The following is a 15,277-nucleotide window of genomic DNA, read 5'->3' as shown; positions in this document are numbered from 1 at the left end:
CGACGGCGCGGATGAACCCACGGAAAAGCCGGCGCGACCAATGCTCGGCTTCATAAGGTCTTCATCACATGAGCTGGAAGAAGAAATACGCGATCGGTTGCCTGATTGCCCTGTTCGTTTTCACGGCCATGGACTCCTACGATCGCCCCAACAGGGACGTTCGCTTTGGAGCTGTCATCGTGATGGCGGCTGTATGGCCCGTCACAGTGTCCGTCATTTTGGGCGGAGCCGTCGGCGGGATGGTTCGCGATGGCTTGCCCAGCGAGAGCTAGGCAGGCCCTCGGCTCCAGAGAACCGAGGCTTCGACCGGTTCGGCGCCGAGCAACGGCGAACGAGCCTGGTGCGGCCCGCCGCTGAATTTCTCGCCGTCTGCGCTTAGGCAGCGATCCGCTGCTCGGCGGGCGCCGTCAGAAGCTTGAGCACTTCGGCATGCTCGAGGTCAGGGACCGCGATCGCCGTATGGCTGTAGGTCGCATGGCTGCGTGATTTGGCGATCTTGTCCAGGATCGCTTTGCCCTTGATGACGTGGAGGCCCATGCCCTCTTCGGAGGGGAAGATCGCCAGCACGACATCATAGGCCGCGATGACGGCCCTGAGCGCCTCGGCCTTGTCCTCGGCGACATCGACAAAGACGCGAACATCGGCCGCGAGTTCACGCAGCTCGTGAAAATCCAGCACTGTGGGGATACTCCAACGCAACGATACCAAGGGGAGCTTGGATGCGTTGGGTTACTGAAGTGTCAACAACACGGCTCGAACCACAGGTTTCACGGTGAGGTGTCTTGCTGAGCTGGCTGGATGAGGTGGCTTTGCCGCCGCCCGTGAACGCCGTTGCCGCGCGGGAGCGCTACGTCACTTGCGTTAAGTCACTTGCGCTAAGTCACTTGGCGTAGCCCTGGGACCGGAGCCACGCGATCTTGCGATCGCCGTTGATCCAGTCGTCGGCATCCGCCTTGCTGGTGAATCCGGTGATTTCGCGCTGCTCGTGGTCGGGGTAGTCCGCCAGGATCTTCCAGTCGCCATCGGCGATCCGGACCGCTCTAAACGTCACTTTTGTTTTGGCCATGCGGCACTATGCAACAAATGCTTTCGAAAGAGAACCAGTTAGGGGCTTTCGTGACTTCGGCTAATACGGGCATCGCTGCTGCCTGCTGGCGAACCGGCAGAACCCTCTATGGACATTGCTGAATTCGATTCGGCGCGGGTCGATGCAAGCGCTGTCATCCCGCCGAAACAGGCGGAACCGACGTCAAACTGCGGCTTGCGTTTTCGGCCCCGATGGGTTCTAAGCCCGGTGACTTCCTGACCGCTGGCATGAACACAAAGCGCGCTGCGCGGCTTTGTCGCGTGCCCGGCACGGTTACCCCACAGCCCGCGCGCACCCCATTCAGAAGGACGTTTGACATGGCGAAGATGACCAAGACTCAATTGATCGACGCGATTGCCGAGGGCACGCAGCTTGCGAAGAACGACGTGAAGTCGGTCATCGAGTACATGGCGACGGTCGGCTACAAGGAGCTCAACGAGTCCGGCGAGTTCGTCATTCCCGGTTTCGTGAAGATGTCGGTCGTGAACAAGCCGGCGACCGAAGCCCGCATGGGCGTCAATCCCTTCACCAAGGAGCCGATGCAGTTTGCGGCCAAGCCCGCGAGCAAGTCGGTGAAGGCATCGCCCCTGAAGGTCGCCAAGGACGCCGTCTGATCCTGCCATCGCGCACCGCTTGCGTGCCCAGAGCCCCGTTCCGATGATGTCGGAGCGGGGCTCTTTGTTTTGTCTCTTTGCTTTTGTCTTGTTTTTTTTCTTGTTGTTTTTCTGGGGGCGGCGCGATGTCCGCAAAAGCGAAAGCCCCGCCTGGGGGGAGCGGGGCTTTCTGATGGGGATGAAGCCTGGGGGAAGCTTCAGGAATGAGACGCGCCAGCCCAGTAAAAGGTTCAGCCTTCCGAAGAAGAGAAAGAGAAAACCCCGCGCTTTCGCGCGGGGCTTTCCAAACTGACGGCGATGGGATTTCAGCGCCTTGCCGTCAGCCGTAGATCAAACCTGGGGTAGAAAATCCAAAAAGCAACAGCGCCGCCGTGACGGAGTATGTTCGTCAGGCGGCGCTGCCGTATGACTGGGCGCTGAAATCCCCAGCCTCGATGGGTCTTTGCGGCGCCCAAAAGGTTCAAGACGATGGGCGTGGGAAATCGCGCGAGGGGGCTGGACTTTTTGTTCTCATTTTGTTCCTATGAGCCATCATCTTTTGGAATCCTTTGGGAGGTGACTCATGACCGTCGAAAAGCAGCGCGAAGTGATCAGACTCTGGAACGAGCTCAGGAAGGTCGAGGGGCCGGCCGCAGAAGAACTCCGCATCCAGATTCTCGAATGCTTCTCCGAGAAGGGCAAGGAGAAGCGCGCGGCGTGATGCGCGCGCGGGCGGACGCCGGCCGCGATGGCGCACGAGATCGCCATCGTGGTTGTGGCGGTCTCGATATTTCATCACCGAAGATGTCTGCCGGCGAAGACGTGAGCGCACGCGGTTTCATCGATCGTTAGGAATCGATTCTCACTTATTTTCCCGACTCCGATTCGTTCTTCGAGAACGAAATGGAGTCGGATGCAGAACAAGTTGCGCGTCCTCGATGTCGATGCGAGCGCGCGTGTCAGAACGAGACAGCGTGAAGTCTCGCACAGTGCCGTTCTCGTCTTTCGCGCAGGAGATGAGCGAGGAGAGAGCGACATGGATGCATGCTGGTTGATCGGGATGTTCGCCGAGATCGCAAAAGTGTTTTGGTCTGACAGGAGTGCAAGGCCATACGCGAGACTGCGCAACGGCGCACGATCGGTGCCGCAGGTGCTGCCGCTGCGATCGATGCCGGCTGAGACGGCATGACGAGAAACTTCGCGCGCGACACCACTCGTTAAGAGTTGCTCCGCGCCGATTTCTTCGATTCCGATTCGTTCTTCGAGAACGAAATGCAGGTGAAGCTGGAACAAAAACGGTCGGCGAGGGGCGGGCCTGCCTCGGCGATCGCGCGATGCCTCAAGCGGCTGGCCGAGATCCAAACGGCGCTGCGCCAACTCCTAACGAAAGCTTGCGCGGGAAACGATAACCCTATTCGGTTAGGTTAAAAGCCCAATCGCGTTGCGCTTGCCGCGGGTTGGAGTAGGTGTCTGGCAACGACAAGAAACGACTTTGCCAAGAAGCCACTTTGCCATGACACCTTTTTCAGAGCCGTCCTTTTATCAAGGCGACCGCCACACCTACCGGCGCGTTGCGATCGTCGGCACGCTGTTCTGTCTCGCTTTCGTGCTAATCAGTTTTTCGCTGCGGCAGCAAGCCGAGGACACGCGCGTCGCGGTCAAGGCCGACCGGCTGGTGCGCACGGCAGGCCAGGCGCCGCACACCAACTAGCGCTCGTCACCACCGATCCGGTCGTCGGCCGCTGCGCGCGGGCACGAGGTGCCGCGGCTCGCGAGCGCGACGAAGCCGGCATAGCCGGACAGGTTGAGCAAGACTTCGAGCCACACGGGCATGTCGAACATATCGAACCTCACTTGCGTGAAGACAACCTTAACTTGCATGCGCGGCGCTTGTTCCCGGCTCGCGCAAAAGAGATCCGCCTAGCAAGAAGTCCGCCTAGAGCCGGGAGGAGGGATCGAGCCGCCGGCCGAGGGTCGCGACGGACTCGGAGGAGGGCTGTTCCCTGAGGAACTCGGCGATGGCCCGCGCCAGCTCGCCGTCACTCATCGGCGTCGGCGGCGGGCGCAGCGCGCCGACACCGAAACTGCGGACGATCTCGTCGTAATGTCGATCGCCGGATCCGGGAACGAGCCGGCGGATCCGGGCAAGCAAAGCGGATATCGGCAATCCTTCCTCCTCGGCCTTCCGCCCCGCTGGCAGCCGTTGTTCTCTGCTGCCCATTTGCTCCCGTGGAACAAAAACCCCGCCAGCATCGCGGAGGATACTGACGGGGCTTTCGTGCTGGGCCTTCACCGGATAGCGGAGGCTTCGCACTTGCAATTCCAACCGCCGCACGGCGATTTCGTTCCGCCTCGCATCGATTTTTTTTGACCGGCTCCGGTTCCGCGCCGCGCGCAACCATCAAACGGCACTCGCGTTGTCACCCCAGACGCGAAGGAGGAGCTCATGAAAAAGACACTGGCAGTTCTGGCCACCGTCGCAGCCGTCGGCGTGACCGCGGTGGCGGCGCCTGCGCCTGCCGAGGCGCGCGGCCGCGGCATCGGCCCGGGCCTCGCGTTCGGTCTTGCCGCCGGCGCGATCACCGCGGGCGCGATCGCCGCGTCCCACCCCTACGGCTATTACGGCCCTGGCTACGGCTATTATGACAGCCCGGGCTACTATTACGGATCTGGCCCGTACGCCTATTATGGCGACGGACCGTATTACTATCGCCGCCACTATTACCGTCACTGGTAACGGCGGGGGTAAGTGAAAAGCCCGGAGCGATGCTCCGGGCTTTTTTCATGCGTGGCGATCAGGCGCGTGCTACGGCCAGAGCGAGGGTCGCTCGACCTTGCGTGCGTTCTCAAGCGTCGACACGAAATACTCTTCGCGCTCGCGCTTGAACTTCTCCTGGGTGGCACGGAAGGCGGCGACACGGGCGGCGATCTCTTCGCGTTCACGGATCTTGCGTTGTTCGTCTTCGGTCATGTCCATCCCCTCTGTTCACACTTGGACGATGTTACTCGGGTTGTTTTTACAGGGTCGTGTTTACGAGTGTCCTCAAGCGCTGCCGCCGCACCGGGCCTTGAGTCGCATAACACATGCATTGGCGCTTCTGATTGGGGCGTCAATGGGGAGGAGGCATTGCAGGATTGTGATATGCGATGGGCGGAAAAAACGAGCGCGCCTGCGTTCGCAGTTGATAACAGCGTCAACAATCTTGTCGCTTGCGCATCTTGCAGCTAGCGCAAGACCAAAGCGGGAGGCGTGCGATTGATTGCATCGGATCTTCGCAGCGGCGTTGAACGTCTCGGCGACATGATCGCCGAGGCGAAGACCATCGTACCGTTCACCGGCGCCGGCATCTCGACCGAATGCGGCATCCCCGACTTCCGCTCGCCGGGCGGCATCTGGACGCGCAACCGTCCGATCCCGTTCGATGGATTCGTTGCGAGCCAAGAGGCGCGCGACGAATCCTGGCGCCGGCGCTTCGCGATGGAGGAGACCTTTGCGGCGGCAAGGCCCGGCCGCGGCCATCGCGCGCTCGCTTCGCTCTACCGCGCCGGCAAGGTCCCCGCGGTCATCACCCAGAACATCGACAATCTGCACCAGGCCTCGGGCTTCGCGCACGAGCACGTGATTGAACTTCACGGAAATACTACTTATGCGCGATGCGTCGGATGCGGGCAGACCTATCAGCTCGATTGGGTGAAGCGCCGATTCGACCAGGACGGCGCTCCCAACTGCACCGTGTGCGACGAGCCGGTGAAGACCGCCACGATCTCGTTCGGCCAGATGATGCCGGAGGAGGAGATGCAGCGCGCAACCGCGCTGTCGCGCGCCTGCGACCTCTTCATCGCGATCGGTTCCTCGCTCGTGGTGTGGCCGGCGGCGGGCTTTCCGATGATGGCGAAGCGCGCGGGTGCACGTTTGGTGATCATCAATCGCGAGCCGACCGAGCAGGACGACATCGCCGACCTCGTCATCCGCCACGACATCGGCGAAACGCTCGGACCCTTTGTCGGCAATTGAGGCGTTAGTTTGATTCGCGGCTGTGCAAGCTGTTCATAGGTTCCGGCGAATCTCTTTTTTGTCTATGCGCCGCAACCGGGAGTGTTATCTTTTGAGTCGAAAGATTCGCGTCGCGTCGAATTGAGAACATTCTCTTAAGACGCGTGATTCGAGCGCCGCCAATGTGGCGGGTTGCATGGCAGTGTGGGGTCCGGGGTTATGGGGTCGTCGGACGGATTTGAGTCCAAAAAGCTTGGAGTTCCCGGACAGGGCACGTCGCCGGGGCGCATGACGCCGGGCGAGCACGGCAGCGGCCGCGAGAGCGGGCTCAGCCCGTTCACCGGCCTTGGCGAGCCCAGCGCCAACCTCGTCGAAGTCCACGGCGTCATCAAATGGTTCGACGCGTCGAAGGGCTACGGCTTCATTGTTCCCGACAACGGCTGGCCGGACGTGCTGCTGCATGTCACCGTGCTTAGACGCGACGGCTTCCAGACCGCGTATGAGGGGGCGCGCATCGTCGTCGAATGCATCCAGCGCGCGAAGGGCTACCAGGCCTTCCGCGTGGTCTCAATGGATGAGTCGACCGCGATCCATCCGGCGCAGATGCTGCCGCCGCGCACCCACGTCACGGTCACCCCGACCAGCGGGCTGGAGCGGGCCCAGGTCAAATGGTTCAACCGGCTGCGCGGCTTCGGCTTCCTGACCTGCGGCGAAGGCACGCCCGACATCTTCGTGCACATGGAGACGCTGCGCCGCTTCGGCATGACCGAATTGCGCCCCGGCCAATATGTCCTGGTCCGCTTCGGGCCTGGTTCCAAGGGCATGATGGCGGCCGAGATCCATCCCGAGACCGGATCGCCCGGACCGCAGTCGCACTAGCGGCGGCAGGATCGCCAATTCCCGCAATCGTGAGCAGAGGCGCGCCGGCTGACCGGCGCGCCTCTGGCTTTTCGGACGGTCGCCGCGTAGGACTGTTCCATTCCCACGCCCTGAGTGCCATCCCATGAATCTTGATCGAAAGGCTGTCTGGTCCGTTGCGAAGGGCTGGCTTGCCGCCATCCTGCTCATCGCCGGCGTTGTCGTGGCGGGCGGACCTGTCCGCGCCGCGAGCTTCCAGCCGCTCGAGATCGTCACCAAAAGCGGCGTGCAGGTGTTCTCGGTGGAGATGGCAACGACCGAGGAGGAGAAGCAGACCGGCCTGATGTACCGCAAGGAGCTGGCTGACGGCAAAGGCATGCTGTTCGATTTCAATCCCGAGCAGGAAGTGTCGATGTGGATGAAGAATACCTATGTCCCGCTCGACATGATCTTCATCCGCGCCGACGGCCGCATCCTGCGCATTGCCGAGAACACCGAGCCGCTGTCGACCAAGATCATCTCGTCCAAGGGCCCCGCGCGGGCCGTTCTGGAGGTGGTGGCGGGAACGGCGCAGAAATACGGCATCCGCCCCGGCGATCGCGTCGGCCACCCGCTGTTCGGCAGCAAATAGAGCCGTCCGGTGGGGGCCTTCCCGGCCTTGCCGGCACCTTTAGGACGCTTGCTGGCGCTTTGGGAAGCGTGTATCGACAGGGCTCGCCGGACATTCGGGGTATAGCGCAGCCTGGTAGCGCGGCAGTTTTGGGTACTGCAGGTCGTTGGTTCGAATCCAGCTGCCCCGACCAGTCCCGAGGTCGAACCTCCTTCATTTCCTTCGAAATTTCGACTCGCGGATCCCAGGCTCAAAACAGCAGCCAATCGGCGAGACGCCAGGCGATCCAGGCGAGGGCGCAGATCCAACCCAGCATGACGATCCCGGCGACGCCGAGTCCGCAGAGTGCGAACAGCGAGTCTCCGGGCTCCGGCGCCTCGGAGAGTTTCTCGGTCGTATCGATCTGGCTCACAGCATCCCCCTTGCCTTGCGGCCCGTTGTTCATTGGTCTCTTCTCGCTCGACGAAATTCACCGACCGGGCTCCAGCTCACACGGACGTGAGACGCGATGACCGTCCATCCATGGCGGGCGCGCGCTGATCGTTGGCGCTCGCCAGGACCCCGGACGGATGGGAAGAAGCTGCAACGCGCCGCGCGGCGATTGGTTGCGGCCGTCCGGCGCGGAACATGCGTGCCGGATCGAACTTTCTCACGCGGCCAGCGCCTGCTTTGCAGACCCGGTGCGTTCGGCCTGAAGCCCTCGCGTTCGTTCCTTTGCGCAGCCCGACTTCCGCGCGATTTTTCAAGGCATTGGCGCGGTCGGCCCGACGCAGAATTACCAAAGATTCATCGAACCTTTGGCTGTCGCCATGGACATATGGATGTTGGGGATTTCAGCGCCCAATGCCTAACGGACGCCGCCAAGCGATAATACTCCGCTTGCGCGGCGTTGCGCTTTTCAAACGTCTTTTTTGCAGGCGTCGCGATCTTCAGACGTCGCGTTCTTCAGAATTGCCCAATCAGCTCGAGGCGTGCCAGCCGGGCGGAAACGGCACGAACGGCCAGACCATCTGGTTGTCGTTGGCGGCCCTTGGCGGTTCGTGAGCCGACGTCCTGACGGCCGGGACAGGCGGCGCCGATCGCACCGCCAAGCGCAGACAGGCACACTGCAAATTCATTGTGGTCGCCCCAGCCAGTATGTCTTTTTTCAAAACGTTCGAGTCTTAAACCTTCAAGTCTTCAAGACTTCCGAGTCTTCTTCAAAATCCAAGTCGTCTTCAAATTCCAAGCTCTTTAAAAACGCGACGTCAGCTCAAATTGAATCGCGGGTCCCGAAAACGGCGCACTCACTCTCAAATCATGCATGCATTGTAGAAAAACCGGCGCCGGCTTTCAACCAGCCCGGCCACCAGTTCGCGACTGGTAAGGTTGATGGGTTAGGTTAAGGGCGAGCGGTTGTTGCGGCCACTTTGGCGATCGTTATCAGATCGGTGCCGGCTCGCGATGGGCTGCCTGGAATTCGTGCTCGCACAAGATCACAGTTCGTCGCGGCGCGCGTATCCTGTGAGTTCTGTGTCATGTCTTTCGATCGCAACTTAAAAACGGCCAGCCCGCAGTCGAGCTGGACCGAAATCTGGCACCTCTGGACCGTGATCGTGCCGCGCCGCTCGATCAACGGGCAGCTCGTTTACGGCAAGGTCTGGCGCCGGCACGACGGCCGCGACTGGATCTACAAGAAATTCACCGAGTTCGACAGCGAAGAAGCGGCCTGAAGCGACGCGATCGTGAATCGTCATCCCGCTTTCAGGTTGGTGCCTGCACGCGCGGCAGCGGCAATTTGAAGTGACGTTTCGCGTAAGCGACGATCTCGTTGTCGGAAGGATGGTCGGCCGTTTCCACTGCGGCAATCCGCTTGGCGACATCTGGCGCGTTGGCGCGGATGTGGCTGGCGAGCTCGGTCTTCGCGTTGGCCGGGCCGATGATCAGGACTTCGCCGGCATCGGCGAGGGCTTTGGTCACCTCAGCGTAGAACGTCTTGTCAGGCGCGGCATGGCCGCTGCCGATCTCATTGGCCTTGTGATGGAGATGACGCGTTGCCAGATGCGGATGCAGCGTGATTTCGTCGGAGCCGCTCAGGCCGAGATGGAAGATCCGGGCCTGCGTGTGGTCGATCCATACAATGGCGTGAAAATGAGAGGGCATGTGCTTGGCCTTGTCCGGGAGGAAGCGCCGACGTCGATGCGGCGGCGCGAGTCGCGGCGACACTAGTTCGGCCGGCGCCGGCCCTGGTTGACGCAGGTCAATCCAATCCCGGACGAACCGACAGCGGCGTCGGGACGGTGCGCCCGGACGAACGGGCGTCCCGGCTCAGGCGGCCTTCGTTGCGGGCGCCGGCTTGGACGGCGGGGGCTTCAGCGGCTTGTCCTGCCGCTTCGACCACGAGATGTAATACGCCACCGTCGTCATGATCGCGATGCCGGCGATGCTGACGAAGAGCTGCGCGAACAGCGAGCCCGAGCTCATCGAAAGCTCGAAATGGCCGACGAAGGACAGGAACACGCCGACGCAGAACACCGCGAGCGATTGCTGGCCGCAGACGATCAGGGGATCGAACACCTTCCATTCCAGGCCCGGCCAGTCCTTCGGCACGAAGCGGATCACCAGGATCACGATCACGACGAAATGGATGAAGCGGTAAGGCGCAAGGTTGGTCTTGTCGTTGGGGTTGAAGGCGGAGAACAGCCATTCCGGGAACATGCCGCCGATGGCGGGGAAGCGGCCGGCCATGGTCATGACCAGCGCGAACAGGAGATAGCCGAGGCAGAGCCACAGCGTGATCGGCGAATTGATCAGCGTCATCGAGCGCCGCGCGCCGCCCATCGCGCACCAGGCGCCGAACACGAACAGCACCTGCCAGGCATATGGATTGAAGTACCACTGGCCAGCCGGATAGGCGGTCAGGTTCCAGCCGAAATGGCGCGCGGCGAGCCACAGCACGATCGACAGCACCATCGTCAAATCGGGCTTGCGCAGCATGAACCACAGCACCGGCGGAAACAGTCCCATCAGCACGATGTAGAGCGGCAGCACGTCGAGATTGAGCGGCTTGAAGCGCAGGAACAGGCCCTGGCGCAGCGTCTCGGTGGCGTTGTCGACGAGGCCGGCGACGTTGAACTCGTTGATCATGTCTGAATCGCCGAAGCGCAGCGCCAGATAGCTGATCGAGGCGATGTAGATCACGAACAGGATGATGTGGGCGACGTAGAGCTGCCAGACCCGCTTGGTCAGGCGCGTGGCGCCGACGATGAAGCCGCGCTCCAGCATCATGCGCGCATAGACGAAGGAGGCAGTGTAGCCGGAGATGAAGACGAACAGGTCGGCCGCGTCGGAAAAGCCGTAATTGCGCGTCGTGATCCAGTTCACGACGTTGTCAGGGATGTGGTCGAGGAAGATCGCCCAGTTGGCGACGCCGCGAAACAGGTCGAGCCGTAGGTCACGGCCTTTTTCAGGGAGCGTGGCGTTGATGTTCAGGAAGGCCATGCGACGGGAGCTCTCGGAGGGGATAGATGCGCTGATGTCGGCGAGGCAGTGCGGCCGGGCTGAATCCCGGCGCGGAAGGCGGGTACGGAATTGTCACGGTGCAGCATAATGACTATACCGTCGGTAAGGGTGACCGGGGGGCCGGAATCACCGATCAGTTCCCGATCGGTGTCTCTATACTATCCCTGAGGTTTCCACCAACTGCCACCCTGACGCATCGAAATCGAACGAAAAGACGAAAAGGCCCGGACCACCCCATGACCGCACGCATTTTCAAGCCCGCCAAGAACGCGATGCAATCCGGCCGGTCCAAGACCCGGGAATGGCAGCTCGACTACGAGCCGGAGCAGCCGCGTGCGGTCGAGCCGCTGATGGGCTGGACCTCGTCCGGCGACATGAAGCAGCAGATCACGCTGCGCTTCGACAGCAAGGAAGAGGCGGTCGCCTATTGCGAGCGCAAGGGCATCGCCTACCAGGTGATCGAGCCCCAGGATTCGATCCGCCGGCCGGTCGCCTATGCCGACAATTTCTCGTTCCGGCGCGGCGAGCCCTGGACGCATTGAGGGGGCAGGTGGCTGCTCCGACTTCATACGACGTGATGTACTCGTCATGCCCGGGCTTGTCCCGGGCATCCACGTTTTGGGCCGCGTGAAAGAGCGTGGATGGCCGGGACATAGGCGAGCGGAAGCGACGCCGTCCTTCAGACGGCTATGCCCGGCCATGACGGTGGGGCGGTATTCCCCCGAACTCGATAGCGCCGCGCCCTTGGGATGGCTCTTGGCACCAATTCCGCCTCATGCTTCGCTGGTCCCGGCATCACGGGATCAGGGTGAGGTGGGGGATGGCGGGGCGTGACCAGCTCGACGGTGTCGATCTGAAGATCTTATCCGAGCTGCAGCAGGACGGGCGGGTGCGCAACAACGAGCTGGCGCTGCGCGTCGGCGTGTCCGCGCCCAACTGCCTGCGGCGGTTGAAATCGCTGTTCAGCCGCGGCGTGATCCGGGCGGTGCGCGCCGTCATCGACGAGCGGCTGCTCGGCTATGGGGTCGTGTCGTTCGTCTCGATCCAGCTTGGCAGCCAGGCCCAGCCGGTGCTGGAGGCGTTCGAGGGCTCGATCGCCGCGATCCCGCGCATCCAGCAGTGCTGGCGGATTTCGGGCGACACCGACTATCTGCTGAAATGCGTCGCGCCGAGCGTCGAGAGCATGCGCCAGCAGCTGCTGCATTTCGCCGCGATGCCTGACGTGAAGAACGTCCGAAGCTTCCCGGTGCTGGGTGTCGCGAAGGACGTGCCGCTGCCGTTGCAGGAGGTTGCGGCGGCGTCGGCGGGATAGGAGATCGCTCCGCCGGTGTGAGGCTCACAGAGACTGCGAAGGAGCTGAAATCATGTATATCGCAGGCTTCGTTATTCCCGTGCCGGAGGACAAGATGGAGGCCTATCGCCGATGGGCCGAGAATGGCTCAGCTCTGTTCAGGGAATACGGGTGTCTGGAGATCGTCGAGTCCTGGGAGGACAACGTCCCCAGTGGCACGCACACCGACTTTCGCCGCGCCGTGAATGCGAAGGACGGCGAGAAGATCGTCTTCACCTGGCAGGTCTGGCCCGACAAGGCAACGCTCGAGGCCGCCGAAGCCGGGATGGGCGACGACAAGCGATTTGAGGCTGCGGGCGACATTCCGTTCGATCCGAAGCGCCTGATCCTGGGCTGCTTCAGCCCGATACACGTCATGGGGCGCCAGGACCGGTAAGGGCGTCGTAGCGGAACTATATATCTTAGTAACTCACATAAGTTTGACATGTGATTTGCGAAGCCCTGCAATGCGCCGGACCGTGATTGTCGGTTCCTGCGCGCTGCCTAGATGCAGGGTGTGAACCTCAGCCTGCATCGCACGCTGGGGATGCTTTTGTGGGACCCTTAGCAGGAAAAGACATCATGACATCGACTTCGAAGACGATCGCAGCGTCTGCTGCGGCGCTGTGTGCGTCTGCGTTTTTTGTTCTGTCGGCACCGGCTGCGAAGGCCGAAGACTACTGCATCACCAATGGCGCCCAGGCCGCCCATGGTTGCGGCTATCCGACGATGGAAGCCTGCCGGCAGGCGGCCGGCGGCATCGGCGGCTCGTGCTCGCAGGCCGGCGGCGCGAAGACCACCAACGACGCGCTCGCCTTCCAGCCGAAGCAGACGCAGTCGCGCACCAAGCCTCGTTCGGGCGCGCAAAACTAACGCCTGACATCGAGACCGGATCCGGGACATTGCGGCCTCCGAGAGCGATCTCGGGGGCCGTTAACTTATGACAAGCAGACAACAATGCGCTGCGGCGCGCATCAGCGATACCTTCCGCGAAACTCGCGCGGTGAGGCGCCGGTCCAGCTGCGGAAGGCGCGGGAAAAACTCTTCTCGTTGCGGAAGCCGGCGATCTCCGCGATCCGCTTGATCGGGGTGCGGCCGCGCATCAACTCCTGCTTGGCGAGCTCGAATTTTGTCTCTTCCTTCAGATCGCGCAGCGAGGTCGCTTCCTCGCGCAGGCGCCGGTGCATGGTGCGGGTGGAGAGCGCCAGCTCGCTTGCGACATCCTCGGCGCCGAGACTGCGTCCGCGCGCATTGCGCAGCACGCGGCGCACGCGCTCGACCAGCAGCCGGTCGCGCCGATAGGGCAGCACGGTCAGCCGCAGCGCGCCCTTGAGCATGCTGTCGAGATCGGCCGGGCTGCGGGTCAGCGGCAGTGAAAGATAGTGCTTGTCGAACACGATGCGGGCGCCATCCGCATCAAAGCTCAAATGCCTGCAGAAGATCGTCGGATAGACCGAGACGTGGCCCGGCTCGGAATAGGGAAACTCGGCCGCACGCAGCGCGATCGCGGAATCGACGGCCCAGCAGGAGAAGCCGAGGACATAGCGGAGCAGGGTGACGAGGCAGAATTCGCGCAAGGGGCCGAGATCGCGCTGCTCGCGAAGGGAGATGGTCGCGGTCTCATCACCAAGCGAGAGCTCGAACAGCACGTCCTCGGTCAGCAGGCGATGATGCCGGCACCAGCGCTTTAGCGCGACTTCGAGATTGGGGGCCGTGATCGAGGCGCGGCACAGCATGCCATAGGTTCCCCAAGGCAGCCGGCGCGAGAACCAGCCGAGCGCTTCGTCGTCGAGCTCGCGCATGGCGTGGCCGGCCAGCGCCTCGAACTGGGCCGCCGTCACCCGTCCGTCCTGGGATCGAACGAGATCCTCGGTGACCTGCCCCTTGCCCAATGCCTCGGCCGGATCCCGCCCGTAAACGGCATAAGCGGCAACCACGCCGCGGACGAAGGCGGCTGGGGTCATGGCGCGGCGGGGCGTCGCGGTTGCGGCTTGGAACGGCATGAAAAATCCTCGCCAAAGTTGGCGGAAAATGCAACCTTTTCGACCGCCAGGACGCCCGGGCGGGGGTAGGTTCGGACCCGACAAGAATACGGAGGAATCGCCTTGAACATCCCGAGCATCGATTTCGATCTGGGCGAAGACATCAGCATGCTGCGCGACACGCTGCGCGCCTTCGTGGAGGCGGAGATCGCCCCGCGCGCCGCCGAGATCGAGAAGGCCAACCTGTTCCCGGCGGATCTCTGGAAGCGCCTTGGCGACCTCGGCCTGCTCGGCATGACGGCACCGGAGCAATATGGCGGCTCCAACATGGGCTATCTCGCCCATATCGTCGCCATGGAGGAGATTTCGCGCGGGTCGGCAGCCGTGGGCCTGTCCTACGGCGCGCATTCCAACCTCTGCGTCAACCAGATCCGCCGCAACGGCAACGACGCGCAGCGCGAGCGCTATCTGCCAAAACTGATCTCCGGCGAGTATGTCGGCGCGCTGGCGATGTCCGAGCCCGGCGCCGGCTCCGACGTCGTCTCGATGAAGCTGCGTGCCGACAAGCGCGGCGACCGCTACGTGCTCAACGGCTCGAAAATGTGGATCACCAATGGCGGCGACGCGGACGTGCTGGTCGTCTATGCCAAGACCGATCCGGAGGCGGGCCCGCGCGGCATGACTGCCTTCCTCGTCGAGAAGGGCTTCAAGGGATTTACCCACGGCCAGCATCTCGACAAGCTCGGCATGCGCGGCTCCAACACCTATCCCTTGTTCTTCGACGAATGCGAGGTGCCGGCGGAGAACGTGCTTGGCAAGGTGGGCGAGGGTGTCAAGGTGCTGATGTCCGGCCTCGATTATGAGCGCACCGTGCTTTCGGGCGGCCCGCTCGGGATCATGGCGGCCTGCATGGACGCGGTGGTGCCCTACATGCACGAGCGCAAGCAGTTCGGCCAGCCGATCGGCGACTTCCAGCTGATGCAGGGCAAGCTCGCCGACATGTATGCGACCTGGCAGGCCACGCGCGCCTATGTCTATGCGGTCGGGCGCGCCTGCGACCGCGCCGACCACGCGCGGACCCTGCGCAAGGATGCCGCGGCTGCGATCCTCTATTCCGCGGAGAAGGCGACGTGGATGGCGGGCGAGGCGATCCAGGCGCTCGGCGGCGTCGGCTACACATCCGAATTTCCGGTCGGACGGCTGTGGCGCGACGCCAAGCTGTACGAGATCGGCGCCGGTACATCCGAGGTCCGCCGCATGCTGATCGGCCGCGAGCTGATGGCCGAGACGGCGTAGGTCCGGCGCACTTGGAATTGCCGTGG

24 protein-coding genes and 1 tRNA gene are annotated in these 15,277 nt (G+C 62.7%); 16 read left to right on the top strand and 9 right to left on the bottom strand.

Translation table 11 applies throughout. The features are described 5' to 3' along the window. The first annotated feature begins 68 nt into the window (after positions 1-68). Complete coding sequence (locus tag AB5K84_RS24835; RefSeq protein WP_028171322.1) at positions 69-272, top strand: hypothetical protein; 204 nt, start codon at positions 69-71, stop codon at positions 270-272. Between the two features lie 103 nt (positions 273-375). Here the strand turns inward: AB5K84_RS24835 and AB5K84_RS24830 are convergent, their stop codons facing one another. Together AB5K84_RS24830 and AB5K84_RS24825 are read right to left on the bottom strand one after the other, a co-directional pair. Next, on the bottom strand, positions 376-678 hold the full coding sequence (locus tag AB5K84_RS24830; protein WP_028171323.1) for a hypothetical protein: 303 nt from the start codon (positions 676-678) through the stop codon (positions 376-378). A 202-nt stretch (positions 679-880) separates the two neighbouring features. Beyond that, complete coding sequence (locus tag AB5K84_RS24825) at positions 881-1,066, bottom strand: hypothetical protein (protein ID WP_027542681.1); 186 nt, start codon at positions 1,064-1,066, stop codon at positions 881-883. A 338-nt stretch (positions 1,067-1,404) separates the two neighbouring features. Between AB5K84_RS24825 and AB5K84_RS24820 the strand changes: the two genes are divergently transcribed. The 4 genes from AB5K84_RS24820 (at position 1,405) to AB5K84_RS24805 (ending at position 3,391) form a co-directional block, all read left to right on the top strand. Next, complete coding sequence (locus AB5K84_RS24820; RefSeq protein ID WP_027542683.1) at positions 1,405-1,701, top strand: HU family DNA-binding protein; 297 nt, start codon at positions 1,405-1,407, stop codon at positions 1,699-1,701. A gap of 562 nt (positions 1,702-2,263) precedes the next feature. Further along, a complete protein-coding gene (locus AB5K84_RS24815) occupies positions 2,264-2,401 on the top strand; it encodes a hypothetical protein (protein ID WP_165448157.1) in 138 nt (45 codons plus the stop codon). A gap of 192 nt (positions 2,402-2,593) precedes the next feature. Continuing rightward, the gene (locus AB5K84_RS24810) at positions 2,594-2,869 is read left to right on the top strand and encodes a hypothetical protein (protein ID WP_038967128.1); all 276 of its coding nucleotides are present in this window, start codon (positions 2,594-2,596) and stop codon (positions 2,867-2,869) included. Positions 2,870-3,193: 324 nt separating this feature from the next. After that, positions 3,194-3,391: a hypothetical protein gene (locus AB5K84_RS24805; protein WP_011087178.1), complete on the top strand. Its 198-nt coding sequence runs from the start codon at positions 3,194-3,196 to the stop codon at positions 3,389-3,391. Here AB5K84_RS24805 and AB5K84_RS24800 read toward each other — a convergent pair. Both AB5K84_RS24800 and AB5K84_RS24795 read right to left on the bottom strand, forming a co-directional pair. Next, entirely contained in the window at positions 3,388-3,561 is a 174-nt protein-coding gene (locus AB5K84_RS24800) for a hypothetical protein (RefSeq protein WP_011087179.1), read from the bottom strand. The genes AB5K84_RS24805 and AB5K84_RS24800 overlap by 4 nt on opposite strands. 55 nt (positions 3,562-3,616) lie before the next feature. Continuing rightward, positions 3,617-3,847, bottom strand: coding sequence for a hypothetical protein (locus tag AB5K84_RS24795; protein ID WP_028171326.1), 231 nt, complete (start codon positions 3,845-3,847; stop codon positions 3,617-3,619). Positions 3,848-4,126: 279 nt separating this feature from the next. Here AB5K84_RS24795 and AB5K84_RS24790 point away from each other — a divergent pair, with 279 nt between their 5' ends. After that, positions 4,127-4,417: a hypothetical protein gene (locus tag AB5K84_RS24790; protein WP_011087180.1), complete on the top strand. Its 291-nt coding sequence runs from the start codon at positions 4,127-4,129 to the stop codon at positions 4,415-4,417. 69 nt (positions 4,418-4,486) lie between these two features. Here AB5K84_RS24790 and AB5K84_RS24785 read toward each other — a convergent pair whose 3' ends face one another. Then, positions 4,487-4,651, bottom strand: a complete 165-nt coding sequence (locus AB5K84_RS24785; RefSeq protein WP_164933808.1) for a hypothetical protein — start codon at positions 4,649-4,651, stop codon at positions 4,487-4,489. Positions 4,652-4,936: 285 nt separating this feature from the next. Between AB5K84_RS24785 and AB5K84_RS24780 the strand changes: the two genes are divergently transcribed. The 4 genes from AB5K84_RS24780 to AB5K84_RS24765 all read left to right on the top strand — a co-directional run bounded on the left by AB5K84_RS24780 (position 4,937) and on the right by AB5K84_RS24765 (position 7,335). Next, positions 4,937-5,695 carry an SIR2 family NAD-dependent protein deacylase gene (locus AB5K84_RS24780; protein ID WP_038967135.1) on the top strand — a complete coding sequence of 253 codons (759 nt, stop codon included), beginning with the start codon at positions 4,937-4,939 and terminating at the stop codon, positions 5,693-5,695. Positions 5,696-5,893: 198 nt separating this feature from the next. After that, entirely contained in the window at positions 5,894-6,553 is a 660-nt protein-coding gene (locus AB5K84_RS24775) for a cold-shock protein (RefSeq protein WP_441232672.1), read from the top strand. Between the two features lie 124 nt (positions 6,554-6,677). Then, entirely contained in the window at positions 6,678-7,163 is a 486-nt protein-coding gene (locus AB5K84_RS24770) for a DUF192 domain-containing protein (protein WP_011087183.1), read from the top strand. 95 nt (positions 7,164-7,258) lie between these two features. Then, positions 7,259-7,335: transfer RNA gene (locus AB5K84_RS24765), tRNA-Pro, on the top strand. Positions 7,336-7,392: 57 nt separating this feature from the next. Here AB5K84_RS24765 and AB5K84_RS24760 read toward each other — a convergent pair. Next, entirely contained in the window at positions 7,393-7,587 is a 195-nt protein-coding gene (locus AB5K84_RS24760) for an RNA-binding protein (protein ID WP_231166472.1), read from the bottom strand. Positions 7,588-8,659: 1,072 nt separating this feature from the next. Between AB5K84_RS24760 and AB5K84_RS24755 the strand changes: the two genes are divergently transcribed. Continuing rightward, complete coding sequence (locus tag AB5K84_RS24755; protein WP_028171330.1) at positions 8,660-8,854, top strand: hypothetical protein; 195 nt, start codon at positions 8,660-8,662, stop codon at positions 8,852-8,854. 31 nt (positions 8,855-8,885) lie between these two features. Here the strand turns inward: AB5K84_RS24755 and AB5K84_RS24750 are convergent, their stop codons facing one another. Together AB5K84_RS24750 and AB5K84_RS24745 are read right to left on the bottom strand one after the other, a co-directional pair. Beyond that, positions 8,886-9,284: a hypothetical protein gene (locus tag AB5K84_RS24750; RefSeq protein WP_028171331.1), complete on the bottom strand. Its 399-nt coding sequence runs from the start codon at positions 9,282-9,284 to the stop codon at positions 8,886-8,888. A 165-nt stretch (positions 9,285-9,449) separates the two neighbouring features. Further along, positions 9,450-10,622 carry an OpgC domain-containing protein gene (locus tag AB5K84_RS24745; RefSeq protein ID WP_011087185.1) on the bottom strand — a complete coding sequence of 391 codons (1,173 nt, stop codon included), beginning with the start codon at positions 10,620-10,622 and terminating at the stop codon, positions 9,450-9,452. Between the two features lie 257 nt (positions 10,623-10,879). Here AB5K84_RS24745 and AB5K84_RS24740 point away from each other — a divergent pair, with 257 nt between their 5' ends. The 4 genes from AB5K84_RS24740 (at position 10,880) to AB5K84_RS24725 (ending at position 12,846) form a co-directional block, all read left to right on the top strand. Further along, the gene (locus AB5K84_RS24740; RefSeq protein WP_028171332.1) at positions 10,880-11,185 is read left to right on the top strand and encodes an ETC complex I subunit; all 306 of its coding nucleotides are present in this window, start codon (positions 10,880-10,882) and stop codon (positions 11,183-11,185) included. A 278-nt stretch (positions 11,186-11,463) separates the two neighbouring features. Next, complete coding sequence (locus AB5K84_RS24735) at positions 11,464-11,955, top strand: Lrp/AsnC family transcriptional regulator (RefSeq protein ID WP_011087187.1); 492 nt, start codon at positions 11,464-11,466, stop codon at positions 11,953-11,955. 52 nt (positions 11,956-12,007) lie between these two features. Further along, positions 12,008-12,370, top strand: coding sequence for a DUF1428 domain-containing protein (locus tag AB5K84_RS24730; protein WP_011087188.1), 363 nt, complete (start codon positions 12,008-12,010; stop codon positions 12,368-12,370). A 185-nt stretch (positions 12,371-12,555) separates the two neighbouring features. Then, positions 12,556-12,846, top strand: a complete 291-nt coding sequence (locus tag AB5K84_RS24725) for a DUF3551 domain-containing protein (RefSeq protein WP_028171335.1) — start codon at positions 12,556-12,558, stop codon at positions 12,844-12,846. A 101-nt stretch (positions 12,847-12,947) separates the two neighbouring features. On the opposite strand, the gene AB5K84_RS24720 is transcribed toward AB5K84_RS24725, so the two are convergent. Beyond that, positions 12,948-13,976, bottom strand: coding sequence for an AraC family transcriptional regulator (locus tag AB5K84_RS24720; RefSeq protein WP_011087190.1), 1,029 nt, complete (start codon positions 13,974-13,976; stop codon positions 12,948-12,950). Positions 13,977-14,123: 147 nt separating this feature from the next. Between AB5K84_RS24720 and AB5K84_RS24715 the strand changes: the two genes are divergently transcribed. Further along, the gene (locus AB5K84_RS24715) at positions 14,124-15,251 is read left to right on the top strand and encodes an isovaleryl-CoA dehydrogenase (protein ID WP_011087191.1); all 1,128 of its coding nucleotides are present in this window, start codon (positions 14,124-14,126) and stop codon (positions 15,249-15,251) included. The last annotated feature ends 26 nt before the right edge of the window (positions 15,252-15,277 follow it).

The organism is Bradyrhizobium sp. 1200_D9_N1_1 (genome assembly GCF_052075915.1).
GTDB classification, from domain to species: Bacteria; Pseudomonadota; Alphaproteobacteria; order Rhizobiales; family Xanthobacteraceae; genus Bradyrhizobium; species Bradyrhizobium diazoefficiens.
This window is presented reverse-complemented; position numbering and strand designations above follow the sequence as displayed.

Coding starts and splice junctions, on each gene's coding strand:
- AB5K84_RS24835 (WP_028171322.1), top strand. CDS start 69: ATGAGCTGGAAGAAGAAATACGCGATCGGTTGCCTGATTGCCCTGTTC.
- AB5K84_RS24825 (WP_027542681.1), bottom strand. CDS start 1,066: ATGGCCAAAACAAAAGTGACGTTTAGAGCGGTCCGGATCGCCGATGGC.
- AB5K84_RS24820 (WP_027542683.1), top strand. CDS start 1,405: ATGGCGAAGATGACCAAGACTCAATTGATCGACGCGATTGCCGAGGGC.
- AB5K84_RS24815 (WP_165448157.1), top strand. CDS start 2,264: ATGACCGTCGAAAAGCAGCGCGAAGTGATCAGACTCTGGAACGAGCTC.
- AB5K84_RS24810 (WP_038967128.1), top strand. CDS start 2,594: ATGCAGAACAAGTTGCGCGTCCTCGATGTCGATGCGAGCGCGCGTGTC.
- AB5K84_RS24805 (WP_011087178.1), top strand. CDS start 3,194: ATGACACCTTTTTCAGAGCCGTCCTTTTATCAAGGCGACCGCCACACC.
- AB5K84_RS24800 (WP_011087179.1), bottom strand. CDS start 3,561: ATGCAAGTTAAGGTTGTCTTCACGCAAGTGAGGTTCGATATGTTCGAC.
- AB5K84_RS24790 (WP_011087180.1), top strand. CDS start 4,127: ATGAAAAAGACACTGGCAGTTCTGGCCACCGTCGCAGCCGTCGGCGTG.
- AB5K84_RS24785 (WP_164933808.1), bottom strand. CDS start 4,651: ATGACCGAAGACGAACAACGCAAGATCCGTGAACGCGAAGAGATCGCC.
- AB5K84_RS24775 (WP_441232672.1), top strand. CDS start 5,894: ATGGGGTCGTCGGACGGATTTGAGTCCAAAAAGCTTGGAGTTCCCGGA.
- AB5K84_RS24770 (WP_011087183.1), top strand. CDS start 6,678: ATGAATCTTGATCGAAAGGCTGTCTGGTCCGTTGCGAAGGGCTGGCTT.
- AB5K84_RS24760 (WP_231166472.1), bottom strand. CDS start 7,587: ATGAACAACGGGCCGCAAGGCAAGGGGGATGCTGTGAGCCAGATCGAT.
- AB5K84_RS24755 (WP_028171330.1), top strand. CDS start 8,660: ATGTCTTTCGATCGCAACTTAAAAACGGCCAGCCCGCAGTCGAGCTGG.
- AB5K84_RS24750 (WP_028171331.1), bottom strand. CDS start 9,284: ATGCCCTCTCATTTTCACGCCATTGTATGGATCGACCACACGCAGGCC.
- AB5K84_RS24745 (WP_011087185.1), bottom strand. CDS start 10,622: ATGGCCTTCCTGAACATCAACGCCACGCTCCCTGAAAAAGGCCGTGAC.
- AB5K84_RS24740 (WP_028171332.1), top strand. CDS start 10,880: ATGACCGCACGCATTTTCAAGCCCGCCAAGAACGCGATGCAATCCGGC.
- AB5K84_RS24735 (WP_011087187.1), top strand. CDS start 11,464: ATGGCGGGGCGTGACCAGCTCGACGGTGTCGATCTGAAGATCTTATCC.
- AB5K84_RS24730 (WP_011087188.1), top strand. CDS start 12,008: ATGTATATCGCAGGCTTCGTTATTCCCGTGCCGGAGGACAAGATGGAG.
- AB5K84_RS24725 (WP_028171335.1), top strand. CDS start 12,556: ATGACATCGACTTCGAAGACGATCGCAGCGTCTGCTGCGGCGCTGTGT.
- AB5K84_RS24720 (WP_011087190.1), bottom strand. CDS start 13,976: ATGCCGTTCCAAGCCGCAACCGCGACGCCCCGCCGCGCCATGACCCCA.
- AB5K84_RS24715 (WP_011087191.1), top strand. CDS start 14,124: ATGCTGCGCGACACGCTGCGCGCCTTCGTGGAGGCGGAGATCGCCCCG.